This window comes from bacterium, assembly GCA_035527515.1.
Classification (GTDB): domain Bacteria; phylum B130-G9; class B130-G9; order B130-G9; family B130-G9; genus B130-G9.
The window spans coordinates 1-23,064 of sequence record DATLAJ010000093.1; the positions used below are offsets into that span (position 1 = coordinate 1).

Annotated in this window: 15 protein-coding genes and 1 riboswitch; of the genes, 13 read left to right on the forward strand and 2 right to left on the reverse strand. The window is 55.0% G+C overall.

Annotated features, from left to right (window positions below; translation table 11 throughout):
* Both VM163_07030 and VM163_07035 read left to right on the forward strand, forming a co-directional pair.
* On the forward strand, window positions 1-264 hold a 264-nt coding region (locus tag VM163_07030), incomplete at its 5' end, for an HD domain-containing phosphohydrolase (GenBank protein HUT03625.1).
* 317 nt (window positions 265-581) lie between these two features.
* Window positions 582-3,818, forward strand: coding sequence for an O-antigen ligase family protein (locus VM163_07035; GenBank protein ID HUT03626.1), 3,237 nt, complete (start codon window positions 582-584; stop codon window positions 3,816-3,818).
* On the opposite strand, the gene VM163_07040 is transcribed toward VM163_07035, so the two are convergent.
* Together VM163_07040 and VM163_07045 are read right to left on the reverse strand one after the other, a co-directional pair.
* The gene (locus tag VM163_07040; GenBank protein HUT03627.1) at window positions 3,753-5,240 is read right to left on the reverse strand and encodes a flippase; all 1,488 of its coding nucleotides are present in this window, start codon (window positions 5,238-5,240) and stop codon (window positions 3,753-3,755) included. The two genes, VM163_07035 and VM163_07040, sit on opposite strands and share 66 nt — an antisense overlap.
* A gap of 44 nt (window positions 5,241-5,284) precedes the next feature.
* Window positions 5,285-6,739: a radical SAM protein gene (locus VM163_07045; GenBank protein HUT03628.1), complete on the reverse strand. Its 1,455-nt coding sequence runs from the start codon at window positions 6,737-6,739 to the stop codon at window positions 5,285-5,287.
* A gap of 650 nt (window positions 6,740-7,389) precedes the next feature.
* On the opposite strand from VM163_07045, the gene VM163_07050 reads away from it, so the two are divergent.
* The 11 genes from VM163_07050 to VM163_07100 all read left to right on the forward strand — a co-directional run bounded on the left by VM163_07050 (window position 7,390) and on the right by VM163_07100 (window position 23,053).
* Window positions 7,390-9,156, forward strand: a complete 1,767-nt coding sequence (locus tag VM163_07050) for a phosphoenolpyruvate carboxykinase (ATP) (protein ID HUT03629.1) — start codon at window positions 7,390-7,392, stop codon at window positions 9,154-9,156.
* An 84-nt stretch (window positions 9,157-9,240) separates the two neighbouring features.
* Window positions 9,241-9,942 carry an MBL fold metallo-hydrolase gene (locus VM163_07055; GenBank protein HUT03630.1) on the forward strand — a complete coding sequence of 234 codons (702 nt, stop codon included), beginning with the start codon at window positions 9,241-9,243 and terminating at the stop codon, window positions 9,940-9,942.
* Window positions 9,943-10,068: 126 nt separating this feature from the next.
* Window positions 10,069-11,319, forward strand: a complete 1,251-nt coding sequence (clpX, locus tag VM163_07060) for an ATP-dependent Clp protease ATP-binding subunit ClpX (GenBank protein HUT03631.1) — start codon at window positions 10,069-10,071, stop codon at window positions 11,317-11,319.
* A gap of 58 nt (window positions 11,320-11,377) precedes the next feature.
* The gene (locus VM163_07065; protein HUT03632.1) at window positions 11,378-12,250 is read left to right on the forward strand and encodes a YicC/YloC family endoribonuclease; all 873 of its coding nucleotides are present in this window, start codon (window positions 11,378-11,380) and stop codon (window positions 12,248-12,250) included.
* 16 nt (window positions 12,251-12,266) lie between these two features.
* Window positions 12,267-13,340 carry an HD domain-containing protein gene (locus VM163_07070; protein HUT03633.1) on the forward strand — a complete coding sequence of 358 codons (1,074 nt, stop codon included), beginning with the start codon at window positions 12,267-12,269 and terminating at the stop codon, window positions 13,338-13,340.
* 2 nt (window positions 13,341-13,342) lie between these two features.
* On the forward strand, window positions 13,343-14,638 hold the full coding sequence (asnS, locus tag VM163_07075; protein HUT03634.1) for an asparagine--tRNA ligase: 1,296 nt from the start codon (window positions 13,343-13,345) through the stop codon (window positions 14,636-14,638).
* An 11-nt stretch (window positions 14,639-14,649) separates the two neighbouring features.
* On the forward strand, window positions 14,650-15,315 hold the full coding sequence (locus VM163_07080; protein ID HUT03635.1) for an ATP-binding cassette domain-containing protein: 666 nt from the start codon (window positions 14,650-14,652) through the stop codon (window positions 15,313-15,315).
* Window positions 15,316-15,356: 41 nt separating this feature from the next.
* A complete protein-coding gene (locus tag VM163_07085) occupies window positions 15,357-15,842 on the forward strand; it encodes a hypothetical protein (GenBank protein HUT03636.1) in 486 nt (161 codons plus the stop codon).
* A gap of 132 nt (window positions 15,843-15,974) precedes the next feature.
* Window positions 15,975-18,650 (forward strand): glycosyltransferase family 4 protein, encoded by a 2,676-nt coding sequence (locus tag VM163_07090; GenBank protein ID HUT03637.1) that lies wholly within the window; start codon window positions 15,975-15,977, stop codon window positions 18,648-18,650.
* Between the two features lie 423 nt (window positions 18,651-19,073).
* Window positions 19,074-19,263, forward strand: a riboswitch (cobalamin riboswitch).
* A gap of 10 nt (window positions 19,264-19,273) precedes the next feature.
* Entirely contained in the window at window positions 19,274-21,286 is a 2,013-nt protein-coding gene (locus VM163_07095) for a TonB-dependent receptor (protein HUT03638.1), read from the forward strand.
* Window positions 21,287-21,367: 81 nt separating this feature from the next.
* Entirely contained in the window at window positions 21,368-23,053 is a 1,686-nt protein-coding gene (locus tag VM163_07100) for a hypothetical protein (GenBank protein HUT03639.1), read from the forward strand.
* Window positions 23,054-23,064: the final 11 nt, after the last annotated feature.

Here is a 23,064-nt window from a genome sequence, read left to right on the forward strand (position 1 = left end):
TACCCGGACAGGCTCAGCGGCGCACAGCTGCCGCTTACGTTGCGCATCCATCGCGTTGTCGAAGCCTACGTTGCGATGCGGTCTGACCGGCCTTTTAGACCTGCACTTAACTCCCAGCAAGCACGAAACGAATTGATGGAATACGCGGGCGTTCAGTTTGACTCTGATGTGGTTGAGAGGTTTCTCGCTCTGCTGCAAGAACAGCCCGCTCTTGATGATCTATGTTCACACAGGTTGTTTAGTAGCAACAGTGCTGAGGAGTAGCTGCGTTCCTGGCTCAGCCTTGGCCTGCGCTTGATCCAGACGGATTAGCCTGTCCAAAATGAGAGCTTCGCCTGGCTCTCAAGTCTGCTATATTACGTTGGTCGAGGGAGGCTCAAGTGCGTCGAGACGCGAGGGATTATATGTTTTTGGGCGTCAACCTCGGGACGAGTTTGAGCAACGAGCCGTGGCGTCGCCGAGGGACCGCTCGTAGGCGCTGGCTGAACGGAAAGATCGGTTATATAAGGAGAGTGGGACACTTAGGTCAAACAGTATGAATGAGGTGTTGGATCCCAATTTGACAGGGCTCTTACGAGGCAGTGTTCAGGGCTAGAGCGAATATCTTTGACCAGGCGACCTGTCGCCTGACAATGCTGATTCTTCTGCTAGGGCCAGTTTTCTTCAGTCTCTGGCCATTCTGGTCGCTTAATTACGGCAAGGAGCTCCTCTTACAGTTCCTCAGCGTCTTGCTCGTGTCTTTTTTTGCGGCTGGCTCAATCACCAGAAGCTCGATGCGCATCGACCTGGCGTCTCTGGGGAAGCCCATTAGACTGCCGCTAGTTCTGGTCCTCATAACCCTGGTGCTGGCTACGGTGCGAGGAGCCGCCCCCGTCGAGGCGAGGAGGACATTCTTCGACATTGTCTTGGGCATTGCGTTCATGCTTGTGCTGGCCGATTCCTTTAGAAAAGGAACGTTGAGGCCGAGGCAGGTTTTGCTCGTATTTCTGGTTACGGGCGTCCTGAACGCGGTGATGGTAATCGCTCAGTCGATAGGGTGGGACCCCATCTTCGTGGTCCCGCTCGAGGATGTGGGACAAGTGATGGTCTCCGGACGGCGGAAGGTGATGGGCTTTCTGGGCAATCCTGTGTTCGTTTCCGAATACATCTCTGCCTTGGTGCCGTTTGCGTTGGCCTTACTGCTCATCGCTAGATCGAAGATCAAGAAGATGCTCTTAGGACTTGTGCTGGGCCTCTTCGTCTTGGCGGTCTTGCTGACGATGACTAGGGCACCTGCTATCTCAATAGTCGTAGGGTTTGGCGTGTTCTTGGCGCTCCTAACGATCATAACGGGCAGGCGCCCCCGCCTTCGGAAAGAGAAGGTAACCGTTCAAATCGTGTTTCTCGTCGTCGCCCTAATGTATGCTTTGATCCTCACGAACTACGCTGATGTCCTAAACCGCTATTCCGAACAGGGCAGCCTCGAAAGAAGGCTCTCGATATGGTCAAACACAAAAGCCATGATCCAGCAATTGCCTATCTTGGGCCACGGCCTGGGTTCCTTCAAGTACCTGTATCTCGACTTTCAGACGCGGGAGAATCTCAAGAAAATACGCGCCGCACCCCCTCAAGAAGTTAGGACATCACCACGCGGCGGCCTTGTCCACGCTCATAACGAATACCTACAGATCGCGGCAGAAACCGGCGTCATAGGGGTATTCTCGTTCGTTTTTCTCGTCGTTTCTGTTTTTGGACTGGGGATCGCCACTTTGAGGAGGGCCTTGATTCGGGGCGTGGACAGCAAGACAAGGGACCAGTGTGTGCTAGGTGTCGCTGCGCTGACTTCGATAGCGACCATGCTCATTAATGCGCTGACTGCCTTTCCGTTCCATGTCGCCCCTACGGCCACGGTCGGCCTAACAGCCACGGCGATGTTGATGGGGCTTTCAATGAAGATGCGAACCTCGGCTTCACTGTCATCAGAACCAGCGCGGCGCCCCTCGGCCTCTGGCCGGGGCTTGCGAGTTGCCAGGCTAGTCGGAGTCGTTGCTGTTCTTGCCGCCGGGGTCTGGGTCTGCTTGGTGCCGGTGAAGGCTTTTGTCGTAGATTATCATGGTTACGTCGGGGACAGTCTTAGAAAGGCTGGCGCAACCGAGCGAGCTCTCGGCAGATATATGTTTGCTAGCGGTCTGGACCCTGTTGATGGTCGCCTTCTTTACAAGATAGGGCTCTGTTTCTCGACTATGGGAAAGTTTGAGCCCGCACAGGTGGCGTATGAGAGGTCTCGCCTCACCTACAACGTCCCTGTTTTATTGGTGTCGTCTTCGGAAAACAAACTGCGCTTAGGGCATGTGTTTGATGTGATACACGGTTTTGAGAGGGCTTTTGCATATACCAGAATGGATCGTTACCGCCAGCGGATTGCTGATATATACTGCGAGCTCGGTAAGGCGTTTACCCGGCAGAGCCGATTTGATATAGCACTGGGATGCCTGGAAGAGGCGCGAAGACTCGCTAAGACTGTGCGCGTTCTGAAGCTGACCGCTGATGTTCAGGAGCAACGCGGGACGCAGGCTGAGGCGGCTCGGACGATGACCGAGATTCTCAGGATGGACGAATTTGAGATCGAGACCGCGTTCAAACTTGCAGAGCATTATGAGAAGGAGAATGACCTTCTAAAGGCCCGCAAGTACCTCAAGATGGTAGCCAAGCTCGATCCTAACTTCGGAGGTGTAAAGGACCGTATCTCCTCGCTATCGCTCAACCTTTCGCAGAGGACAGACATGCCGGCCTGGGAGCGCAGCAAGGACCTGTATCTGATGGGGAAGCTTTCTCTTCAATTCGGGCAGTATGAGCAGGCATCTGAGATGTTTAAGAGAGTGAAACAGTTAACCACAAAGATGCCGCAGGCTAACTACTTTCTGGGCAGGTCCCTCGAGAAACGAGGCATGCTTGAACAAGCCCAGAGGGAGTATCGATACGCATTCTCACAGAACCAAAGTGACGCCAGGCCGCTCGTGAACTTGTTGGGTATCTTCACCGCTACCAATGACCAGAAAGGCATGCAGTGGGTTTGCCAGCAGGTCGATGCGTTCAAACCACAGTACGAGCTTGAGAAGTCTCTCGCTCCCCAAGGCGCAGCTTTGGTGATGCCGCGGAACCGCGTGAGTATTGCACACAAGACACTTCGAGGAGTGTCGATAGATGAGCTATCCGTCCGGTGGGAGGACAGGGCGGCGCTGACAATTGTTTGGGAGACGGCGCCGTTTACCGGCCCTGGTCAGGACACAGTTCGCCTACTGCATGCGGATGGGACCCAGATATTGGTTCGTGGGCGCCGGTTTCTTCTGTGCGAAGAAGTGAAGAACCTTATTAGGGGAAGGGAGGCTTTCAGAATGAGCGAGGGCGTGCCGCCACTGGCGGGGCCGGGTCCCAAACCAAGTCCGTGGCCTGGAGAAGAAACTGTCGCTCTGAGAACAAGCGACCGCATTACAACAGCCGTCAGTTACTCCGAAAGAGTGCCCGTTGATCCTCACAAGGGGTATCTGCTGTTTTACAGATTCTGGGCCTCGAAAACCGGTGCGTATGCCGGAAAGGAGTTCTACGATCAGAACGGCCGCAGGGTCTTTTTTAACAGAAACCGAACAAACGAGCGTGAGTGTGGTTGGGAATACTCCATCGACTACTTCACGCCGCCTGAACAGGCTAGGTACGTGTCTCTGTTTCTCGTAATGGAGGGCCCCTCGGCAGCCGCATGGTTCGATGAGATACTTCTAACCTCTATCCCCATGATTACCGACACTGGAATGCCCCGGGACACCTTCAATACCACGCAGTAGCGCCAGCTCGCGCAGATTGATCGCCCGCAGTGCAACGATACCGGCCCCGAACATTGCCAACCACACGGCCGCGAAGACAGGCCGGTTACTCCCCAGGCCTAGCACGAGCGCAATCCCTGCCGCTAACAAAGCCGAGGCGAGGGGCCGCAGCAGGAATGCTCGCAGTTTCCATCCAGAGAGATAACGACCCAAAAAATAAACCACCAAACCGAACAAGACAAGTTCTGTAACAACTGTGGACCACGCCGCGCCAAGGTAACCCCACCGGGGGATCGCAACCCAATTCAGCGCGATGTTCAGCGCCGCCCCTAGCATAAAGCAGTGTGCAAGCCTCGTTTGCCTACCGATCGTGATCAAGATGGTAGTCAGCACGAAGTTGCAGAAAATGGGCACCGCTGTCCAAATTAGGATCGAGAGCGCCTCGCTCGATTCTAAGCCGAAGTCCCGACCGAAGAGGGCGACGATTCGGGGCGCTGCAAGTGCGACCACCACGGAGACGGCGATCCCAAGCGTCAACAGCAAGGCCAACATCTGCTGTCCGGCCCGAACGAGCACTTCTTTAGATTCTTTAGCGAGCCGCGAGAACACCGGCAAGACGATCAACATCAGGATCGAGGGGATCAGAGCCGTAACCTCGAAGACACGGTAGGCGGCCGAATACCAACCCAGTTCAGTTTCTGACCGCATCCACCCCAGCATGACTTGATCTATCTTAAAATAAACGGCCGAGAAGAAGAGTGTGAGAGCCAGCGGAACCGCCTCTTTTAACAGCGATTTGCATAGAGCAAGCTTGATTCTGAAGACAGGACTGCCGAATCTTCTCCCCACCATCCACAGCGCCACAATGTCCGCGACGCCTGTCGCTACAGCGAAGGCCAGGCCAATCCCCTCTACGTTCATTCCCACCAGAACGAGAGCTATCCCCAGGAGGACAGCCCCCCCGCGCTGAATCACGTTCGTCACCGCGTCAAGGTCAAGCCTTTGATCAACGACGAAAAAGGCGTTGAACATCTCCATGAACGACAAGAGAACGCTATAAGCCGCAAAGAGATACGCCTCGGTGTATCCAACACCAGACCCTGCCCCCGCGCTTGCAGACGAATGTAGCAACCGAATGACAACCCATACTAGCCCGAACGTAACGCCCGACAGGAACGACTTCATAATGATGGACGCGCCGAGCAGCCGCCGCGCCTCGTTCCGCCTCGTCGCGATCTCCCTCAGCATCAGCGTCGAGAACCCGCAATCAGCAATGATGCCCAGAATACTGGTCAGGACAAGTAGAAAACTGTAACGGCCGAGGCCCTCCGCGCCCAGCTTCCTGGCCACGAATACCACAAAGCCTAGATTGACGAGCTTCTTGAACGCCTCAGTTCCGGTACGAAACGCCACGCTTTTGACGAGACCACCTATCGAGCGCATTGGCGTCTCAATGTCATCTTGTCGATTTCACAGGCTCCATACACTTAGTCCTTCAAAATCAGCCTGATGAGCCGACCGAAGTATGGCCTGTTGAACATGTAAAGGGCTGGTCTGCTTATCAGAAAACGCATAAAGAACTTCGGAACAGGCAGGTTAAAGAGGCTAATGACAAAGTTGAGATAGGTGCGCCGCTTGTGAAACTGCTGCTTGCGATATACCTGCGCCGTCCAATCGGATATGACCCCTTTAGTAAGGGCCAAATTGGCCAACTCGGTCCCAGGGAAGAGCGTTAGACTGAAGAACTGTATGTGATACGGTTTCTTAATTCTCAGGAAGAGACGTATCGTGTCAATCACATCCTCATCAGTTTCCAGAGGATTGTCCAAAATAATGTCGTAACGAGCTTGTATCCTCCCGGCGTATTGGGCAAGTGAGTCGGTCAGCCGAAGAACCTCCCTTTCCGTAAACGGTCTCTTGTAGAGCTTCCTAATCCGTTCGCTGCCCGTCTGAATCCCGACCTGAACGGCAACCATGCCCGCATCCACCATTAGCTCAAGTTTTCCGGGGGTTATTCCGAATGGAGTGCCGAGAGATAAGAATGGCAGAGCTACATCTTTCTTGTAGCATCGGCAAAAACTTTCAATCTGGGCCTCGTCAGTGTCAAAAAAGGAGTCGTCTGCTAGCACAAACATCTGCACGAATGGTAGCTCCTTTTTGACCCAGACTAGCTCCGCAATGAAATTCTCGATAGACCTTCGTCTCAAGAACCGCTGCCCCTTATAGATCTGACGAACCGAGCGATTGCAGCAGTAGGTGCAGTTGTACCGGCAGCCTCTTGTCATCATAGTGAGGTAGTAAGGTCTTCTTTGGCTTATTTCTCGCCCCGGAGCGCTTGACATCATTGTCTCCAGGACTTCGAGGTCAACCTGAACCAGATTGCCATTCAAGACAGTGTAGTCATCATCGAGGGAGTAATCAGGAAAAGGGATCTCGTCAAGATTCTCGATCAGCGCCCTTAACGGGTTTTGGACGAATTGGCCTGCCTTTTTGCAGCAAACGTTAGGCAGCTTTGAGGGATCATCGCCACCGGCTAACGCCCTGGCTAAGTCAACGATCGTCCCCTCACATTCGCCAACGCAGACGAAGTCCGCAATATCAGCGCACTCCCTTGGCATTAGCGTCGCATGGATTCCGCCCAACACCACTGTTACTCCAACCTGATCACGCAAGAACGCCGACAACTGAGCCACACGATCAAAGTAATTGGTCATGACCGAAATCCCAACGAAGAGCGAATCCTCGCAGATTTCAGCGATCTGCTTTAACAAATGGTCGGGATACAGCGAAAGCCCTGGAGGGATATCGCCCAGTTCCTTGTCAACCGACAGGAAGACTTTCCTTGTCTTGAACCCAGCCTCATTGAGGCAGCTCGACAAGATTCTCGGCCCCATCGACGAGATGTCCGAATATGGCGATATAATAACTGGGCGATTGCCCATAGCAGACCTCTTTCTTTCCCGATTTGGCCACCGAACGAGTCAACAAAGTAAAGCTATCCTGCCCCTGTGGGCTGGCTAGCTGCCGAAGAATATCACCGCTACGCCTGTGTAAGTCAACCTTGAATGAGCGAGGAGTTTTCGTAATCGGTCGATGTTGGCGCTTTGATGCTCGCGGGCTGGGGTTGGGCGAGGGGAGCTAGGAGCAGTGTCGTTGGCTAGATACCCCGCGTTTCACACGGGGCTACTCACATGGCCCCCCTTCAGGGGACTCAAGCAATAGCGACCAGAACTCAATCCCACTTCTTCCATGCCCTGAAGCCCACCATATAGCAACACACCCCGTCAACCAGCACACGAAAACACGAGAACTCCTGTGAATGAGCTAAGCAAGTTCTCGTGGGAACCTTGGTCTGTCCGGAGTGTCCAGCAATGAGGTACAAATGGGACTGGCAGTCCGATGAGAATACTGACTTGTCGAGGGCACGCAACTGATGTTCAGACATGGCCAGTTATTAGGGCTGCCACATTTTTCGAGGAATAATGTGATCACAGCTGTTGCTTTTTGTGAATCCGACGTCTAGATATGCGGCGGCGCTTTGGCAAGTGTCCAGAGCCCTAGCGATAAGAAACAAAAACTGAAGAGGTGTGGGATGATGAAGATGGGGCTGGAACCACCCAGCTACAACGTGAAGTATCACATCAACCAGAGTCAAGAGACACTCCGGGACCTCGCGATGAAGCACACGCCTGCAATCGTCAAGACGGCGTATGGCAGCCTCGACAAGATCACCCGGCTGAAGGCTCGTCAACAGGCGAAGACCTACATTATTGCGACTGAGAGCGATGCGGCCAAGTATTCCGGGCAGGTGATGAGCCGCGAGAGGACCGAGAAGTTTATCGAGCACCAGAGGCAGTTTATCGAGAGGAGCGGGCACTTGCTTCAGGTCGATGGCTATCAGGGCCTTGGGAAGCACGCCATCCCCGTCCAGTGGCTTTTCACGCTTGAGGCGGCCAATTTGGCTGCGATGCAGCAGATTCTTTCGTTTCCACGTTCTGGAGTGGAGAGCGAGGAACAGATGAGGAAGCCGCATCGGCCTTATTTCAGGGTCGTGATGACTCCGGGCTGCGACGCTCCCGGAATGGGCGGGAACATCGTGATGATAGTGGACCTCGAGAACTGGACCTCGTATGTGATCGGGTCTGACTATTTCGGGGAGAGCAAAAAAGGGATGCTGAGGATGCTGAACCACTACGTCTATCTTCAGGGCGGTATGGTGATGCACGCCGGCGGCAAGGAGATCACGGTTGGTAACGAGCGCATCGCGATGGGCATTCTGGGCCTTTCAGGGACTGGTAAGACGACGACAACGTTCAGCAAGCAGGGCGAGCTGACCAGGCCAATTCAGGACGACATGATTGCCATCTGGCCGGAGGGCGAGGTCTCGATAACGGAGAACGGCTGTTTCGCCAAGACGTGGGACCTTAATGAAAAGGCAGAACCGACCATCTATCACGGGACGGTCGATCCGTCTGCCTGGCTCGAGAACGTTTACTTCAACGAGGACGGAACGCTCGACTTCTCGAAGTTCGCTCTTGCGCCAGAGGACGTCAGGCGGCTCAAGAACACATTAATCGAGACGGGCGCCTCGGAGGAGAACGTCGGTAAGTACATTCGCGGCGAGATCAAGTATGATGACGTGGTTGATGAGAACGGCATCCCCGAGGACGGCTGGGACTTCGTTGTTTGGACACAAAACGGACGGTCGATAATCCCGATGCACGCTATCGAAAATGCGGCAGATATGACTGACCTCCCGCCTCTTCGCTCCCTAGGAATATTGAACAGGGACGAGGGGAAGGATGCCGCAATGCCGGGGATCGTTCGCTTCACCTCGCCGCTTCGTGCCGCTGCCTACTTCATGCTGGGCGAGACATCCAAGACATCGGCGGCAGGTAAGGAAAGGGGCAAGACACGTTCTCCGTTCACACAGCCGTTCTTTCCACTTGCCTTTGGGCTGATGCCGAGCCGCTTCGGAGAGCTGGTCAAGAAGTTGCCCGGGCTTACAACTTGGTTGATGAATACTGGATATGTCGGTGGCGATGAGAGAGACCGTCAGGCTGGCAAGGCCTTCAAGGTCATGATCAGGCACTCATCGGCAATGCTCGAGGCGATGGTCCGGGGTGACATCAAATGGAAGACAGACCCGGACTTCGGATACGAGATTGTCGATGTGGATGCCCCTGAGAACGCAAGGCTACTCGAGAAGGTTCCGGCGGAAATACTAAACCCGAAGCTCTTCTACGAGAAGAATGGGCGCCTCGATGAGTATAACGCCTGGGTCAAGCAAATGAAGGCAGACAGGGCGGAGTTCCTGAAGAAATACAACGTCCCCCAGGAAATCCAAGACCAACTGTAGAGCGCAAGACATTCAGGTAATGACTTTTAGCAGAGGGCGGGCGCTCAAGAGGGTGCCTGCCCTTTTTGCTGTGCGGGTTAGGGCATGGTTCGAGTAACTTGGTTTGGACACTCCTCAGTTGGGTTTCGAACTGACCGAGGCCTGTATCTCTGTGATCCGGCAGACGACAAGCGCCTCGTGAGCGAGATACCGCCGCTTGAGGCGCCCGCAAGAGCGATTTTCGTATCGCACGAGCACTGGGACCACTTTCACCCGGACACTATCGAGGCCGTTGCCGACTGTGGGACAATCGTCTATGGCCCAGAGCAGGTGATCAACTCACTGAAAGCGGACGAGCGGCTGGAGCACTTGCGCAGCAGACCGGTTGAGGCGGGCGAGATGCTCGACCTCGGAGATATCGCCTGTGAGGTCTTCGCAGCATCAGAGGGAGTCTGCTTCGTTTTCACATTCAAGAAGGATGACATAATTGTGTTCTTCATGGGCGATTCGGTGCTGCTTGAGCCGATCGAGGCGATAGAGGCGGACGTTGTTTTCTTTCCAGTTTGGCCATTTGGGGATGCTAGGAGCGGTCAGAAGCTCGCTAGCTTCCTGAGGTCGAGCATCTCTGTCCCGATGCACTTTCACCATGACACGAGCGCAAAGACCAACTTCTTCGTGGACAAAGGGGAGCTTGATCGCCTGAATGAGCGCATCGGCACGCTGGAGGTCCTGTCGCGAGGGCAAGAGTACGATGTGCGGGTGAGAGGGACGAAGGTTCGACTGAAGCCCTTGGCGGCCTTTGCGTGAATCCTCATTGGGAGATCGGCTATTCGTGGCTGGCATGGAGCAGCCATCCCTCATTGTGTTGGCAGATTCTGCAAGTTTCGCGTTGACTCTGCACGGGCACACAAATACATTTGGAGAGTAGTTATTATGACGTCAAGGAGACCGCACAAGTTGATCGACAAGCAGGCCGTCTGCTCTTTTTGTGGCAGAAGTAGAGGCCAGGTCAAAAGCCTGGTAGGCGGGCAATCCGTCTATATCTGCGACGAGTGCGTCAGGACTTGCAGCGAGATTCTAAGGCGAGAGGAGTCTCTGAACGGGACGCTTCCCGGGCTTCGGACTCTGCCCAAACCCACCGAGATGAAGCATCAGATCGACGAATACGTCATCGGCCAAGAGAAGCCTAAGAAGATACTGTCCGTGGCGGTCTATAACCACTACAAGCGGATTAACTCCAACGCTAGCACGTCTGACGTGGACCTGACCAAAAGCAACATCCTGCTGATTGGGCCAACTGGGGTAGGAAAGACGTTGCTAGCTGAGACGCTGGCCAGAATCCTGAAGGTTCCGTTCGCCATCGCCGACGCGACTACGCTTACCGAGGCGGGTTACGTGGGCGACGATGTTGAGAGCTTACTCCTAAAGCTCATCCAAAATGCGGATTTCAACATTAAGGCGGCGGAGCGTGGCATCATATATATTGATGAGGTAGATAAGATCGCGAGGAAATCAGAGAACGTGTCGATCACGCGGGATGTTTCGGGTGAGGGGGTGCAACAGGCGCTTCTGAAGATCGTTGAGGGCACTCTGGCCGGAGTCCCGCCTCAGGGCGGACGGAAGCATCCGCATCAAGAGACGTTGAACGTCAATACACGCGACATTCTGTTCATCTTTGGCGGCGCGTTCAACGACCTAGAGAAGATTGTTGCAAGACGTGTGAGAAAGAAACGGATGGGGTTTGGCGGTAGTGTGCATGCGAACCAAGAGACGAGCCCTTACGAACTGTTGTCGCAGGTTGAGTCTCGGGATTTGGTTAAGTATGGTCTCATTCCTGAGCTTGTCGGTCGGATGCCGGTCATAGCTGTCTTGCATGAGCTAGAGGAGGATGCCCTTGTTCGGATACTGGATGAGCCCAAGAACTCTCTTGTTAGGCAATATCAGCGGCTGTTTCAGATGGACGGCGTCAGCCTCCGCTTCACCGACAGCGCGTTGCGTGAGATAGCCAGAGAGGCAATGAAGCGCAACATGGGGGCACGAGGACTTCGCGCGATCCTTGAGTCGATTATGTTAGATGTGATGTATGAATTGCCATCCAGCAAACGCGTGACTGAGTGCGTCATAACGCGAGGCGTCATATCCCAGAACCGCAAGCCAACGCTTTTGAGAAGCAAGGCGGGCTAGTGCGCGCTTCGCTCGGAGATGCACAGCTACATAAGGCCACCGGGGTGCCATCGTGACGATGAAAAGCATGACTGGTTACGGGCAGGGGAGTTCCACGATTGGGGACGTGGATATAAGAGCAGAGATTCGGTCAGTCAATTACCGCTTTCTTGATGTCTCGGTGAGAACACCCCCGGGGTTTATGAAGTATGAGCAGAAGATTCGAGACCTTGTTTCGGGACGTATAAGGCGCGGGAAGGTTGATATATTCATCTCGGCGCCGGCAACCTTGACAGGCACGACAAGGGTTTCTGTCGATGAGGGTCTTGTGGCCGATTTTGTGAAGACACTGAGGCGTCTTGCTGAGAAGCATGGGCTTTCTAGTGATGTCGGGCTGGAAGCGCTCGCCAACTTCAGGCCAGCATTTTCGGTGGAAACGACGCCGGACACAAAGGAAGTCTGGGAACCAATCAGGGATTGCATCATGCAGTCACTCGAGCAGTTGGTCCAGATGCGCAATAAAGAGGGCTCAAGCCTTGAGACCAAAATTGTCGAGCAAATTACTGGTCTTAACGAGGACTTAAGAGAGCTGGAGCGCAGCTTCACTGGAGGGGAGCAGCGGATACGGGACAGGGTGCTTGACTTCGTCCGCAAACAATGTGATATGGCGGAGATCGACGGCGACCGGCTTGAGCAGGAGGTCGCTCTGCTGCTGGTGAAGTCCGACGTTTCGGAGGAGATGGCCCGGCTGGCCAGCCACCTGAATCAATTTGAGACGTTGAGCAAGTCTGAATCGGCTGTGGGCAAGCAATTGACGTTTGTCTGCCAGGAGATGCTTCGCGAGGTCAATACGATTGCGGCCAAATCGCAGTCCAAAGAGGTCGCGGCGCGCACTATCGAGATGAAGTCGCGCATCGAGATCATCCGCGAACAACTGAACAACATTGAGTAACAAAGAGGCGGTGGAAATGCCGGATGAGCTGTTTGGGCACGACTCGGGGGCTGTGGCCGAGGACAAGATGAAAGGGACGCCGAAAGCAAACGGCGAGGAGTCCGGCAACGCTGTTACTAGGATCATAGATATCCCCACCAGCAAAAGCGACTTCGTGGGCGTTTATCTGCTCAAGTCCAAGACTCCCTCCGAGACGAAGGCCGGTGCGCCATATCTAAGGCTAAGGCTGAGCGATAGGACGGGTGAGATTGACGCCTTTGTTTGGGAGAACGCTGGAAGCACCGAGTTCGCCGTCAGGCGAGGTCAAGTAATAAAGCTGAAGGGCAGGCTCAACATTTTCCAACAACGACCGAACATTAAGGTTCTAAACATAAGACTAGCTTCAGAGGATGAGTACGACGTCAGCGCCATTGTCGATGGCCCAAAGGCGTGCCTGGCTGATCTTTTTATCGTAGTAACAGAGTCTATCCAGAAGGTTACCGATCCGGATTACAGAGCCCTTCTAGAAGAGGTTTTCTCGGACGAGAAGTTCGTCTCGAGATTCAAAATAGCTCCTGGCGCGAAGGCGATTCACCATGCCTATCCTGGCGGGCTTCTGGAGCATACCGTTTCGCTCCTGCGTCTCGCCTCATCCATTATCGAGATATACGGCGACCTTGATGCAGACCTGCTCATCACAACTTGCATTTTGCACGACATCGGCAAGATGGAGGAGTACAATAGCGATCTAGCGGTGGAGCGGACGACGGAAGGTCGGCTTCTGGGGCACATAGTGTTGGGGCTTTTGAAGTTGCAGCGCTGCGTCGAGAAGCTCGATAGTTTCCCCGCGGAGAAGTGGCGGAAGTTGCTTCACGCCTTGATAAGTCACCACGGGAGCCTCGAGTGGGGCTCGCCTCAGGTGCCGATGACGCTCGAGGCGATAGCGCTTCACTACATCGACAATCTTGACGCCAAGCTGGGTCAATTCAGAGCAGTGTCAGAGAAACACAAGGACCCCAACTTCGAGGGCTTCACGACCTACGACAAGTTCCTTGAGCGGTATGTGTATTTTGGCGATCGCTTTAGCAGGACCGAGGATGAGCAACAGTGAAAATGCCGTGTATCGTAACCATTGACGGTGTCGGGAGGCACGTCGCAGAAGAGGTCTCGATCCGGGGCTGGGTGTATAACAAGCGCTCCAGTGGGAAGATAAGGTTCATCTTAGTTCGCGACGGCACTGGTACAATCCAGTGCGTTCTCGCCAAAGGCGAGGTGAGCGGCGAGACATTTGACAAGTTCGATTCGCTCACGCAGGAGACGTCACTCATTGTAACTGGCGTGATAAATGAGGACCAGCGTGCTCCTTTAGGATATGAGCTTCTGCTCAGGCGCATTGACATTGGTCAGATCGCCGAGAACTACCCGATAACGCCAAAAGAGCACTCAATTGGGTATCTTCTGGAGAGACGACACCTTTGGATGCGCTCCGCCCGGCAGAGCGCCATCCTCAGAATTAGAGCGGCAGTTGTTAAGGCCGTAAGGGATTTTCTGGACGGCGAGGGTTTCGTGCTCGCCGACACCCCCATCTTCACGCCGACATCGTGTGAAGGGATGAGCACGCTGTTCGAGACTAAGTATTTCGACAGGACAGCCTATCTCTCCCAAAGCGGGCAGCTTTACAACGAGGCGACGGCAATGGCTCTTGGCAAGGTGTATTGCTTTGGTCCAGCCTTTAGAGCTGAGAAATCCAAGACGAGGCGCCATCTCACGGAGTTCTGGCAGGTGGAGCCGGAGGCGGCCTACTACGACCTCGATGATATGGCCGATCTCGCTGAGCGTCTGCTGGTTTACGTTGTGAGATGGACCCTAGACAAAAGGTCAAAAGAGCTCCAGTCGCTCGAGCGAGATACCAGTATCCTCGAGAATCTGGCCACACCATTCCCTAGAATCACTTATGACGAGGCGCTCGAGATACTGAGAAGGAATGGCCTCGAGGTGGAATACGGCTCGGACCTCGGCGCTCCCGACGAGACCGCATTGAGCAATGAATTCGACAGGCCTGTTTTCATCACTGATTACCCGCTCAAGGCCAAAGAGTTCTACATGAAGGAACATCCTGAGAATCCTGACCTCGTGCTCTGCTTCGATGTTCTGGCTCCAGAGGGCTATGGCGAGATAGTTGGCGGGAGCCAGCGCGTGGACGACGTGGCGATACTGGAGCAGAGGCTCAAGGATTTCAACCTGCCACGGGAGCCTTTGGAGTGGTATCTTGACTTGAGAAGATACGGGAGTGTCCCGCACAGTGGCTTTGGGATGGGGATCGAGCGGACGGTGGCCTGGATATGTGGCATCAAACACATTAGAGAAACGATACCCTTTCCAAGAACTATATATAGGCTCACGCCATAGGTTGAGCACGAATGGTTTCAATGATAGAGGTTTTCGGCGTAGGGAAGAGCTTCAGCCGAAATGCGCTCGGCCTCTGGGATATCTCATTTGCCGCGCACAAGGGCCAGCTCATGGCCATCACCGGCCCGGCCGGCTCAGGCAAGACAACGCTCCTACGTATTGTCTCAGGCCAACTCAGGCCCAGTGAAGGCCACGTGCTAGTTGACGGCGTCAATCTTGCGGGAATCCCTCAAAAAACACGCAGCCGGATACTAGGACGGACGATCGGTGTGGCCCCAGCAGAGCCTCTTTTCCTCAGCAACGCGCCTGCAATCAAGACCATTCTACTCGCGCTGACCAGCATTCGTATTTATGGCAACATGGCTCTTCAAAAGGCCAAGCAAGTCCTCGAACTCGTTGGATTACTGCATAGGAGCAACAGCCCAGTGTCTGCTCTTTCGCAAGCCCAGCGAACACTCCTCTCGATCGCTCGGGGCCTATCCGGCGGGCCAAAGGCTCTTCTTGTGGACGAACCGATCCTAGGCCTTGACAATTCCGCCACCAAAGAAATAATAACAATACTGAATCGCGCATCCGACCGGGGCACCACTGTGCTTATGGCAACGAGAGCCGAGGGTCTGTTGCGAGACCTCTCAGTTGACACGGTGCGGCTCGCGGCCGGACGCTTTCGATACTGAGAGCAAACTAGAGAACGCCTGAATACCCAGGAGGGCAGAAGATGAGGGAATTCGATCTATCGGATTTCGAAGAAAAGACTCACGAGCAAGAAACAGAAACCTTGGACGAGGAGTTTGAACCTGTCGTCATTGAGGCAGAGCGGCTCGACCCAGAAGGAGCGCTTCACGACTCCACTTTCACTGAGCTTGCTGCTGACGACATGAAAAGGCAGTTTGCTCGGCGAGACGCGCATATCAAGATTTTCACCAGCCAGTTCAAGATCGTTGGAAAGCTTCTCGTTCCGGCCGAGGGAGCAATGACGAGGCTCACTGACATCCTCAACATACCTGAAAAGGCCTTCCTGCCCATCACGGAGGCTGAGGTAACATCGCTCACGACCGGCAAGGCCATCCAGACCAACACTTTCGTCGCGGTCAACAAGAATGATGTGCGCATCATTATTCCTATCGCTGAGCCTGCTAAACCCAAGGGTAAGATCGATTTCACTGGTGATTCGTTCCGCGAAGAAGAAGTAGAGCCAAGGTAGGTTCTAGAGATTTCGGCAGGTTTTGGAAGTTTTGTCGGCTCTTGGAGGGGACAGATGTAGCGGTGTTTGTGGGTTTACGAGCGACGTGTATTGGTTCTGATAAGATATGTTATGTAAACTAACTGATCCCCAATGAAGATCGCCATTCCGCTACCAAGCCCCGTCCCATTCTACCCAGGCGGCATCGAAAAACTCGCCGCAGGCCTTGCAAATGCACTTCGTCGCGCCGGACACCAGGTCGAGACTATAAAGGTCCCAGCTAAAGAACAGACTCTCTGCCAGATACTCGCCTCATATATCAGATTCTGGCGACTCGACCTGAGGCACTTCGATCTTGTAATATCACTTAAATATCCAGGGTGGATGTCTCGATCAAATAGGCATATTGTCTATATGTGCCATCGTCTTCGCGGCCTTTACGACACTTACCCGTTGCCGGTGGGTCTCAAGACATGGCTGAGCGCCTCGTTGCTTAGGTTCCCCGGGCCGTTGACAAGGACGATAGTCCACTGCCTCGACGGCATCGGCCTCTCCAACCGTCGGGTGTCCCATTTTTTCTGCCTTTCGGAAACAGTGAGACGCAGGGCTGAGTACTTTCCCGCTGGCTGTTATGAGCCTGTTGTCGTTTATCCACCCAGCTCTTTGCCGGACCTCTCTGGAGGTCCATACGACTATTTCTTCTCAGTGAGCAGGCTCGATGCGCCGAAACGGATGGACCTTGTGATATCGGCGATGGCGCACATCAAGGAGAATGTCAGGCTGCTAATCGTTGGCGAGGGCCCTCAGCGAGCGTATCTTGAATCACTTGCGGCGAGCGATCCGAGGGTTGAGCTTCTGGGAAATGTTACGGATGAGAGGCTCTCAGCCCTTTACTCAAGCGCCTTGGCGGTCGTTTTTGGGCCTGTTCAGGAGGACTTCGGACTGGTCACGCTCGAGGCCATGAAGTGTGCCAAGCCGGTGATAACGTGCACTGATTCGGGCGGCCCAACGGAGCTTATTAAAGACGGCGTGAATGGCTTTATTTGCGAGCCTGACTCGCGGGCAGTCGCAGAAAAGATGTCCCTGCTGGCAAGAGACCCGGGCATGGCCAGAGAGTTGGGCCAAAAAGGGCTGGAAACGGTCTCCGATGTGACTTGGGAGAACCTGGTTGACAAGCTGCTTCAGCCCTACAATTTCCTCGAGCTAGACTTTATTAACTCGCGACAGAATAAGAGAATTATATGCGTTCTGTCGCCTTATGGCATCTATCCCCCGGTCGGCGGCGGAAAGTGCCGCATCTTTCAGCTATATCGACATCTGGCGCACTACTTCAACGTTGTCGTCGTGTCTATTGGCAACTACAACGAAACATATCAGGTCACAGAGCTTGCCGATGGGCTCTTCGAGGTCAGGGTTCCGATGACCCCCGTCCACAGCAAAGAGCAGTGGGAGCTAGAGAAGGCGGCGGGGCTTCCCATATCGGACGTAGCTATGCCGAGGCTGATGCACCACACGCCGATGATCAGGGCTGTGATCGAGCATTTCGTCGGGAAGGCCGACGTCGTCGTTGCATCACATCCTTTCCTGTTCGATGTGGTCCGTCGTGTTGAGCGGACGAGGCTTGTCGTGTATGAGGCGCACAACGTGGAGACGAAGCTCAAGGCCGCATACCTCAACAAAACGCGGACTGGCAAGAGACTGCTGCGCGACACCGGCCGCGTGGAGCGGGCGGCGGCTCGTCAGTCTGACGTGCTTTGGGCAACGTCCGAAGATGAGGCCAAGGACCTCGCGCGCATTTTCGGCGTCAAGCCGGAGAAGGTCTGGACCGTTCCCAATGCAGTTGATACGAGCACCATAGTTGTGCCTGACGAAAAGGCGCGCGAGCAGGCCAGAACAATTCTAGGATGCTCAAGGCCGGTCGTGCTTTTCATTGCGTCTTGGCATCCACCGAACTTGGAGGGTTTGCTGTTTCTGAAGGACCACCTCTCTCCTGCTCTGCCGAACGCTGACTTCGTGGTGATAGGTAGCGTCAAAGATCAGTATTTGTCGGCAGTTAAGAGTCTTGACTTCCCGGACAACTTGAAGGTGTTGGGAGTTGTTGAGGAGAAGGTAAAAAACCTCTGGCTGGCCGCAGCTGAGGTGGCGATCAATCCAGTTGCTTCGGGTTCAGGAACAAGCTTGAAGATGTTCGACTACATGGCGGCAGGGCTTCCGATCGTAACAACAGCTGTTGGGGCGAGGGGCACTCACCTTGTTGATGGCAAGCACGCTATCATCTCTGACCGTGCTCTTTTCGCACACAATATAGGTTTTGTCTTGAGGCACAGAGAGGAAGGGTTGGCCCTGGCGGCGGCAGCAAGGAGGCTCGCCGAAGACCGCTTTGACTGGGCCAAGATAGCAGGCGCCCTTCACGAGAGGCTCGAAGGGGCAATGCCCTCTTCCCTACCCCGCCAGTTCGACGCGTCCAATCAGAGGCAGTTCATCTCTGGATGGTATCCTCCTGAGTTCTGGGAGGACAAGTTCACGTTCAGGTGGTCGAACGGCGAGGGGAGGCTCGCTGTCCACAACCCAAAGCGCGCTGCGACGCTCCGAATCGAGCTCTTGAGGGGCGCATCATCCGAGCTCGAGGTGTTACTGAACGGGAGTTCAGCGGCGAGATTCACGCTTGAGGCCGGCTGGCAGCGGCTCGAAGTTGAACTGCCTCGAATCATCGACGGCGATGCCATTGAGGTTCTTCTGAGATGCTACCCCTGGCGGCCAGCGGAGGTCGCGGGAGGCAACGACTTGCGGCGACTCGGCCTCGCCCTGAAGAGGGCGAGCGTCATCTGATACCCGAAACGCCGGGGTCGCGTGAGGGGGGCATCATCGCCGGTCTGGGTTGTGTGGCGAGTGATTGTGGGTAAGGAACAAGTGGAATTAGGATTGACCTGATGCTGCGTTTCGTTCCCTGCAGGCAAGCTATAATGGCGCAGGAATTTCTGGCCGCTGTTGGCAGAAATTCGGTTCCCCGAAGGGGGGCCACAATAGTAGCCGTGGGTGCAACCCACGGAATGCGTTCTATGTTCAGCCCTTTCAGGGCTGTTTTCCTTTCCTTCTCTGACCCTGATCCGTAGGTTTCACCTACGGCTACTCACGTCCATCCCCTTGCGGGGATGCGGGAAGAACGCCGTCAGTTGAGCAGGCCCGGGCACGATTACGAAAACTCCTCCTCAAAAGACCGCTTGACAGCGCCTTCTGCTTGAGTATTGTTCTCTGTAAATAATCCGTGTGGATGCCCTTCGCTTAATAGGGAAGTGTGGTGAGATTCCACCGCGGGCACGCCACTGTAATCGGGGACGAAACCCGAAACTAACGCCACTGGGCGGCCTTAAGCGCCCGGGAAGGCTTCGGGGAGTAGGTTGATCCGTAAGTCAGGAAACCTGTCCAGACGGAAGATTCGTTGAGGTCCCTCGATGACTGGGGATGGGGCGGTTTTGTCTTTTTACCCCAACCGAGGGGTCTCGGTTGGGGTTTTTGCATTTATTGGTGTGAGTATGGAGCTGAGAAGAGTTCTCCTCGTAAGTCTGAGCGCCTCGTTAATCCTAGCCGCATGCGCATTGGCCGAAGAGGCTAAGAAGGCGGACAGCGTCGCGAAACACAAGACCAAGAAAGCCTCATACGCGCTTGAAAAGGAGGTGGTTGTTACGGCCACACGAACCGAGACGGACGCATCCAACGTGTCCGCTTTCGTAACTGTCGTTCGGCCCGAGGACCTTCCTGCTAGGCCGAAGACCGCAGCGGATATGCTCAAAGCTGTTCCCGGACTTAGAATCAACCAATACGGAGGTGGACTTTCGCTCGCCCCGCCCAGCATCAGAGGCTCATCCGCGAACCAGGTCCTAATAATGATAGATGGAGTGAGGCTGAACTCCGCCAGAGGTGATGGCGTGGACCTCTCCGACATTCCAGCGGACATCATCGACCACATCGAGGTCGTCCGCGGCGGCAGCTCCGCACTTTACGGCAGCGACGCGATGGGAGGCGTGATCAACATAATCACGAAACGAGGCACGAAGAGGCCATCCACAACGCTTTCTCTGACCGCCGGGTCGTTTGACACGTTGGGAGCGACAGTCTCGCACAGCGCAGGCCTCGAGAACTTGGACTTTGCGTTGTCGCTGCACTACGCCGAGAGCGAGGGCGACTTTCCTTACGAGTTCCGAGGCACGCAGACCAAGCGGATACAGAACGGCAGCTACACTGCCCGCGGCGGCTTTTTACGTGCAAGTTATCGGCTCGGTTCGGGCACACAGTTAGGCTTGACCCACATCCTGAACGATTCGGATAAGCACTTGCCCGGCAGGATTGAGTTCCCGACGCCTGACGCTGAACAGAAGAACCAGTGGAGCCTGACAACGCTTGTTCTCGACCAAAAGGATTTTCTGGCAAAGGGGCTTTCCGCATCGCTTATGGCCCACTGGCGCGCCGAGCATCTATCCTACTACGATCCCATCTTCGTGGGGGCAACTCCGAGCGGTTACACTGGTCATCGAGGAGGTGTGGAGCTTCTGCTGTGCTACTCGGCGGGCCTGCACCAGCTCATCACGTTCGCCGCCAGTGCCAGTGAGGAGAAACAGAACAGTGTAAACAGTGGCACGCACACAAGAACCACGTCGAGCGTCTTCCTCCAGAACCTAGTCTCGCTACTGGACGACAAGATCATTCTGACACCGGCCGCTAGGCTCGACAGGTATTCCGATGTCGGGCGATCGTTTAACCCCAAGCTCGGCGTCTGCCTCAAACCATTGCCCTTCCTGTCGCTCAAGGCCAACGCATCCAGATCGTTTCGCGTGCCCGGCCTCGATGACCTCTACTGGCCACGGAGCGCCTTCACTGCGGGCAATCCTGACCTGGAGCCTGAGACATGCCACAACTGGGACGCGGGTTTCGAGCTCCGGATTGAGGATAATCTCCGACTTGAGGCGGCCTATTTTTTGAATCGAGCCAAGAACCTGATTTTGTGGCAGCCAGCACAGGGAGGTCTATGGTCTCCTACTAATGTGGGCCGCGCGCGGATGACGGGGATCGAGTCGCGACTTGTGGCCTCGGTGTTCAAATGGTGTCGATTGGAGATGTCGCATACTTATACCGACGCCAAGGACACGACCGATCCCCAAAACACGACACAATTGATAAAGCGCCCAAGAAACAGGACGACTGCGCTATTAAACGTTGGCTGCGACAAGATATCTGGGTCGGTGCAGGTCTCTCGCACCAGCCAGAGCTTCACAACCGCCGCAAACACCCAGTGGCTGCCATCGAACACGCTCGTTGATTGCGGCCTCAAGATGAGGCCACTGAAACATCTGGCGCTCGAGTTCTCTGTCCAGAATCTCTTTGACCACTCCTATCAAGTGATGCCTGATTACGCTATGCCCGGCAGAAGCTACTCGCTAACAGTCAGCTTAAAACTCGAGGGGAGGTGATGTCAAGGAATAACCCATGAATCAAGCAAAAATCTGAGTATCTGAAAAACAAGACCTTAGCAAACACAGGAGGAATAGAGAATGGCTAAGAAATTACTGCTTCTTTTGGCAGTGGTTGTCGTCGCTTATGGCATCGCGTCCGCTCAAGAGGTGCAGCAGGTTACGCTTCACTGCCCAGTGTATCTCACGTGGGCGAGCTCTGACTCGTTCATTGTTGTCCGTAACACGACGGGCACCGATGTGTCCTTCACGCCTGGATTCTGCTTCGACGGGGAGTATCTGGTTCCTTACACTCTCATCCCTGTCCCTGCGCATGGGACAATCATTCTGACCGTGGACCAGTTCTTTGACACATCGATATGCGAAAGCGGCCTGGTTGGTGTAGAGCTGTCGTATATGGGCGAGCCAGGGGCCATCATGGGCTCGGTCGTCATGTTTCTGGGGAGCATGTCGTTTCAGGTTCCGTTCAGGGATGTGGCTGCGGACGTCTCTCACTCGCTGCACTCCAGCCTCTGTTTGGGCGGCGACTTCATTGACTACGTCTTTGTCAAAAACACCACCAACGAGCCGGTTACTGTCTCGCCGACTTTCTACTGCAACGGCGCCGCGACGCCCGGCCTGAGCGTTAGGCTCAATCCGCATCAGGCTGCGATGGTGAGCGCCGGAGCTGGGCACTTGGGCGACTGCATAGGAGGCGCAGACCTGGTGACGACGGCCACGCCGGGCAGCATCGTCGCTGTCAACATCGCCGCCAACCTAATGACAGGCATGACCCTAGTCGAGGAGCTCCTTCCGGGCGTGGGCGGCCTCACCCCACCGCCGACATACAACCTCTTCGTGGCCAACGGCCTCTCTTACACGCTCTCCGCGGTGAACACTGAGACCGGAGAGGTCAAGGTCAACTTCGCATCGACCGGCGACGTCCCCAACTATCTCTCGTTCCACAACGACGACCTTTACTGCGTCAACTCTCTGTCCAACAACGTGCAGGTCTTCTCACCGGCCACCGGAGATGCGCTGGGCGAGATCGACCTTGACGTCGGGACAAATCCCTGGGCAATGGCGTTCACATCTGGCGACAAGGCGTTCGTGACGGGTTACTACACCGATAACGTGGTGATCCTTGATCTGGCAAGTCAGGAACAGGCAGGCACAATCGATCTTGGTGAGAACGCTCGCAGCCCCGAGGGTATCTGCCTCGCCGACGGCAAGCTCTATGTCTCAAGCGTCAACTACGACTTGAGCACCTACTCCTATGGCCAGGGCGTTGTGACGGTCATCGACCCTGAGACCATGCAGACCATCAAGACGCTCCAAACCAGCCAGCTCAACCCCCAGGTCATCCAGAACGACGGCCAGGGCGAGCTTTACGTGCTCTGCACAGGGGATTGGTTCAGCCAGTTCGGCGTCGTTGACGTCATCGACACAGCAACGGACGAGATCGTTACGTCGCTGCCGGTCGGTGGCTCTCCGGGCTGTATGGTGATTGCGCCGAACAATTGCGCCTACATTGGGGACGCTTCGGACGCCAACTTGTATAAGATAGACGTGGCCACGAACACGGTTCTGCACGACTCGGAAGACCCCATCGTGTTCAGTGGAAAGAGCGCCTCTGCGGCCGGACTTGTCGCCTCGAGCGCAGGCTATCTCTACATCTCTTCATTCGGCGAGGACACGGTTTACATAATGGACTATCGCACCGATGGCATGATACGGATGATATTCTCAGTCGGCGATGGTCCGGGGGCGCTGGCCATTCTGAACTGATATTGCTCGCG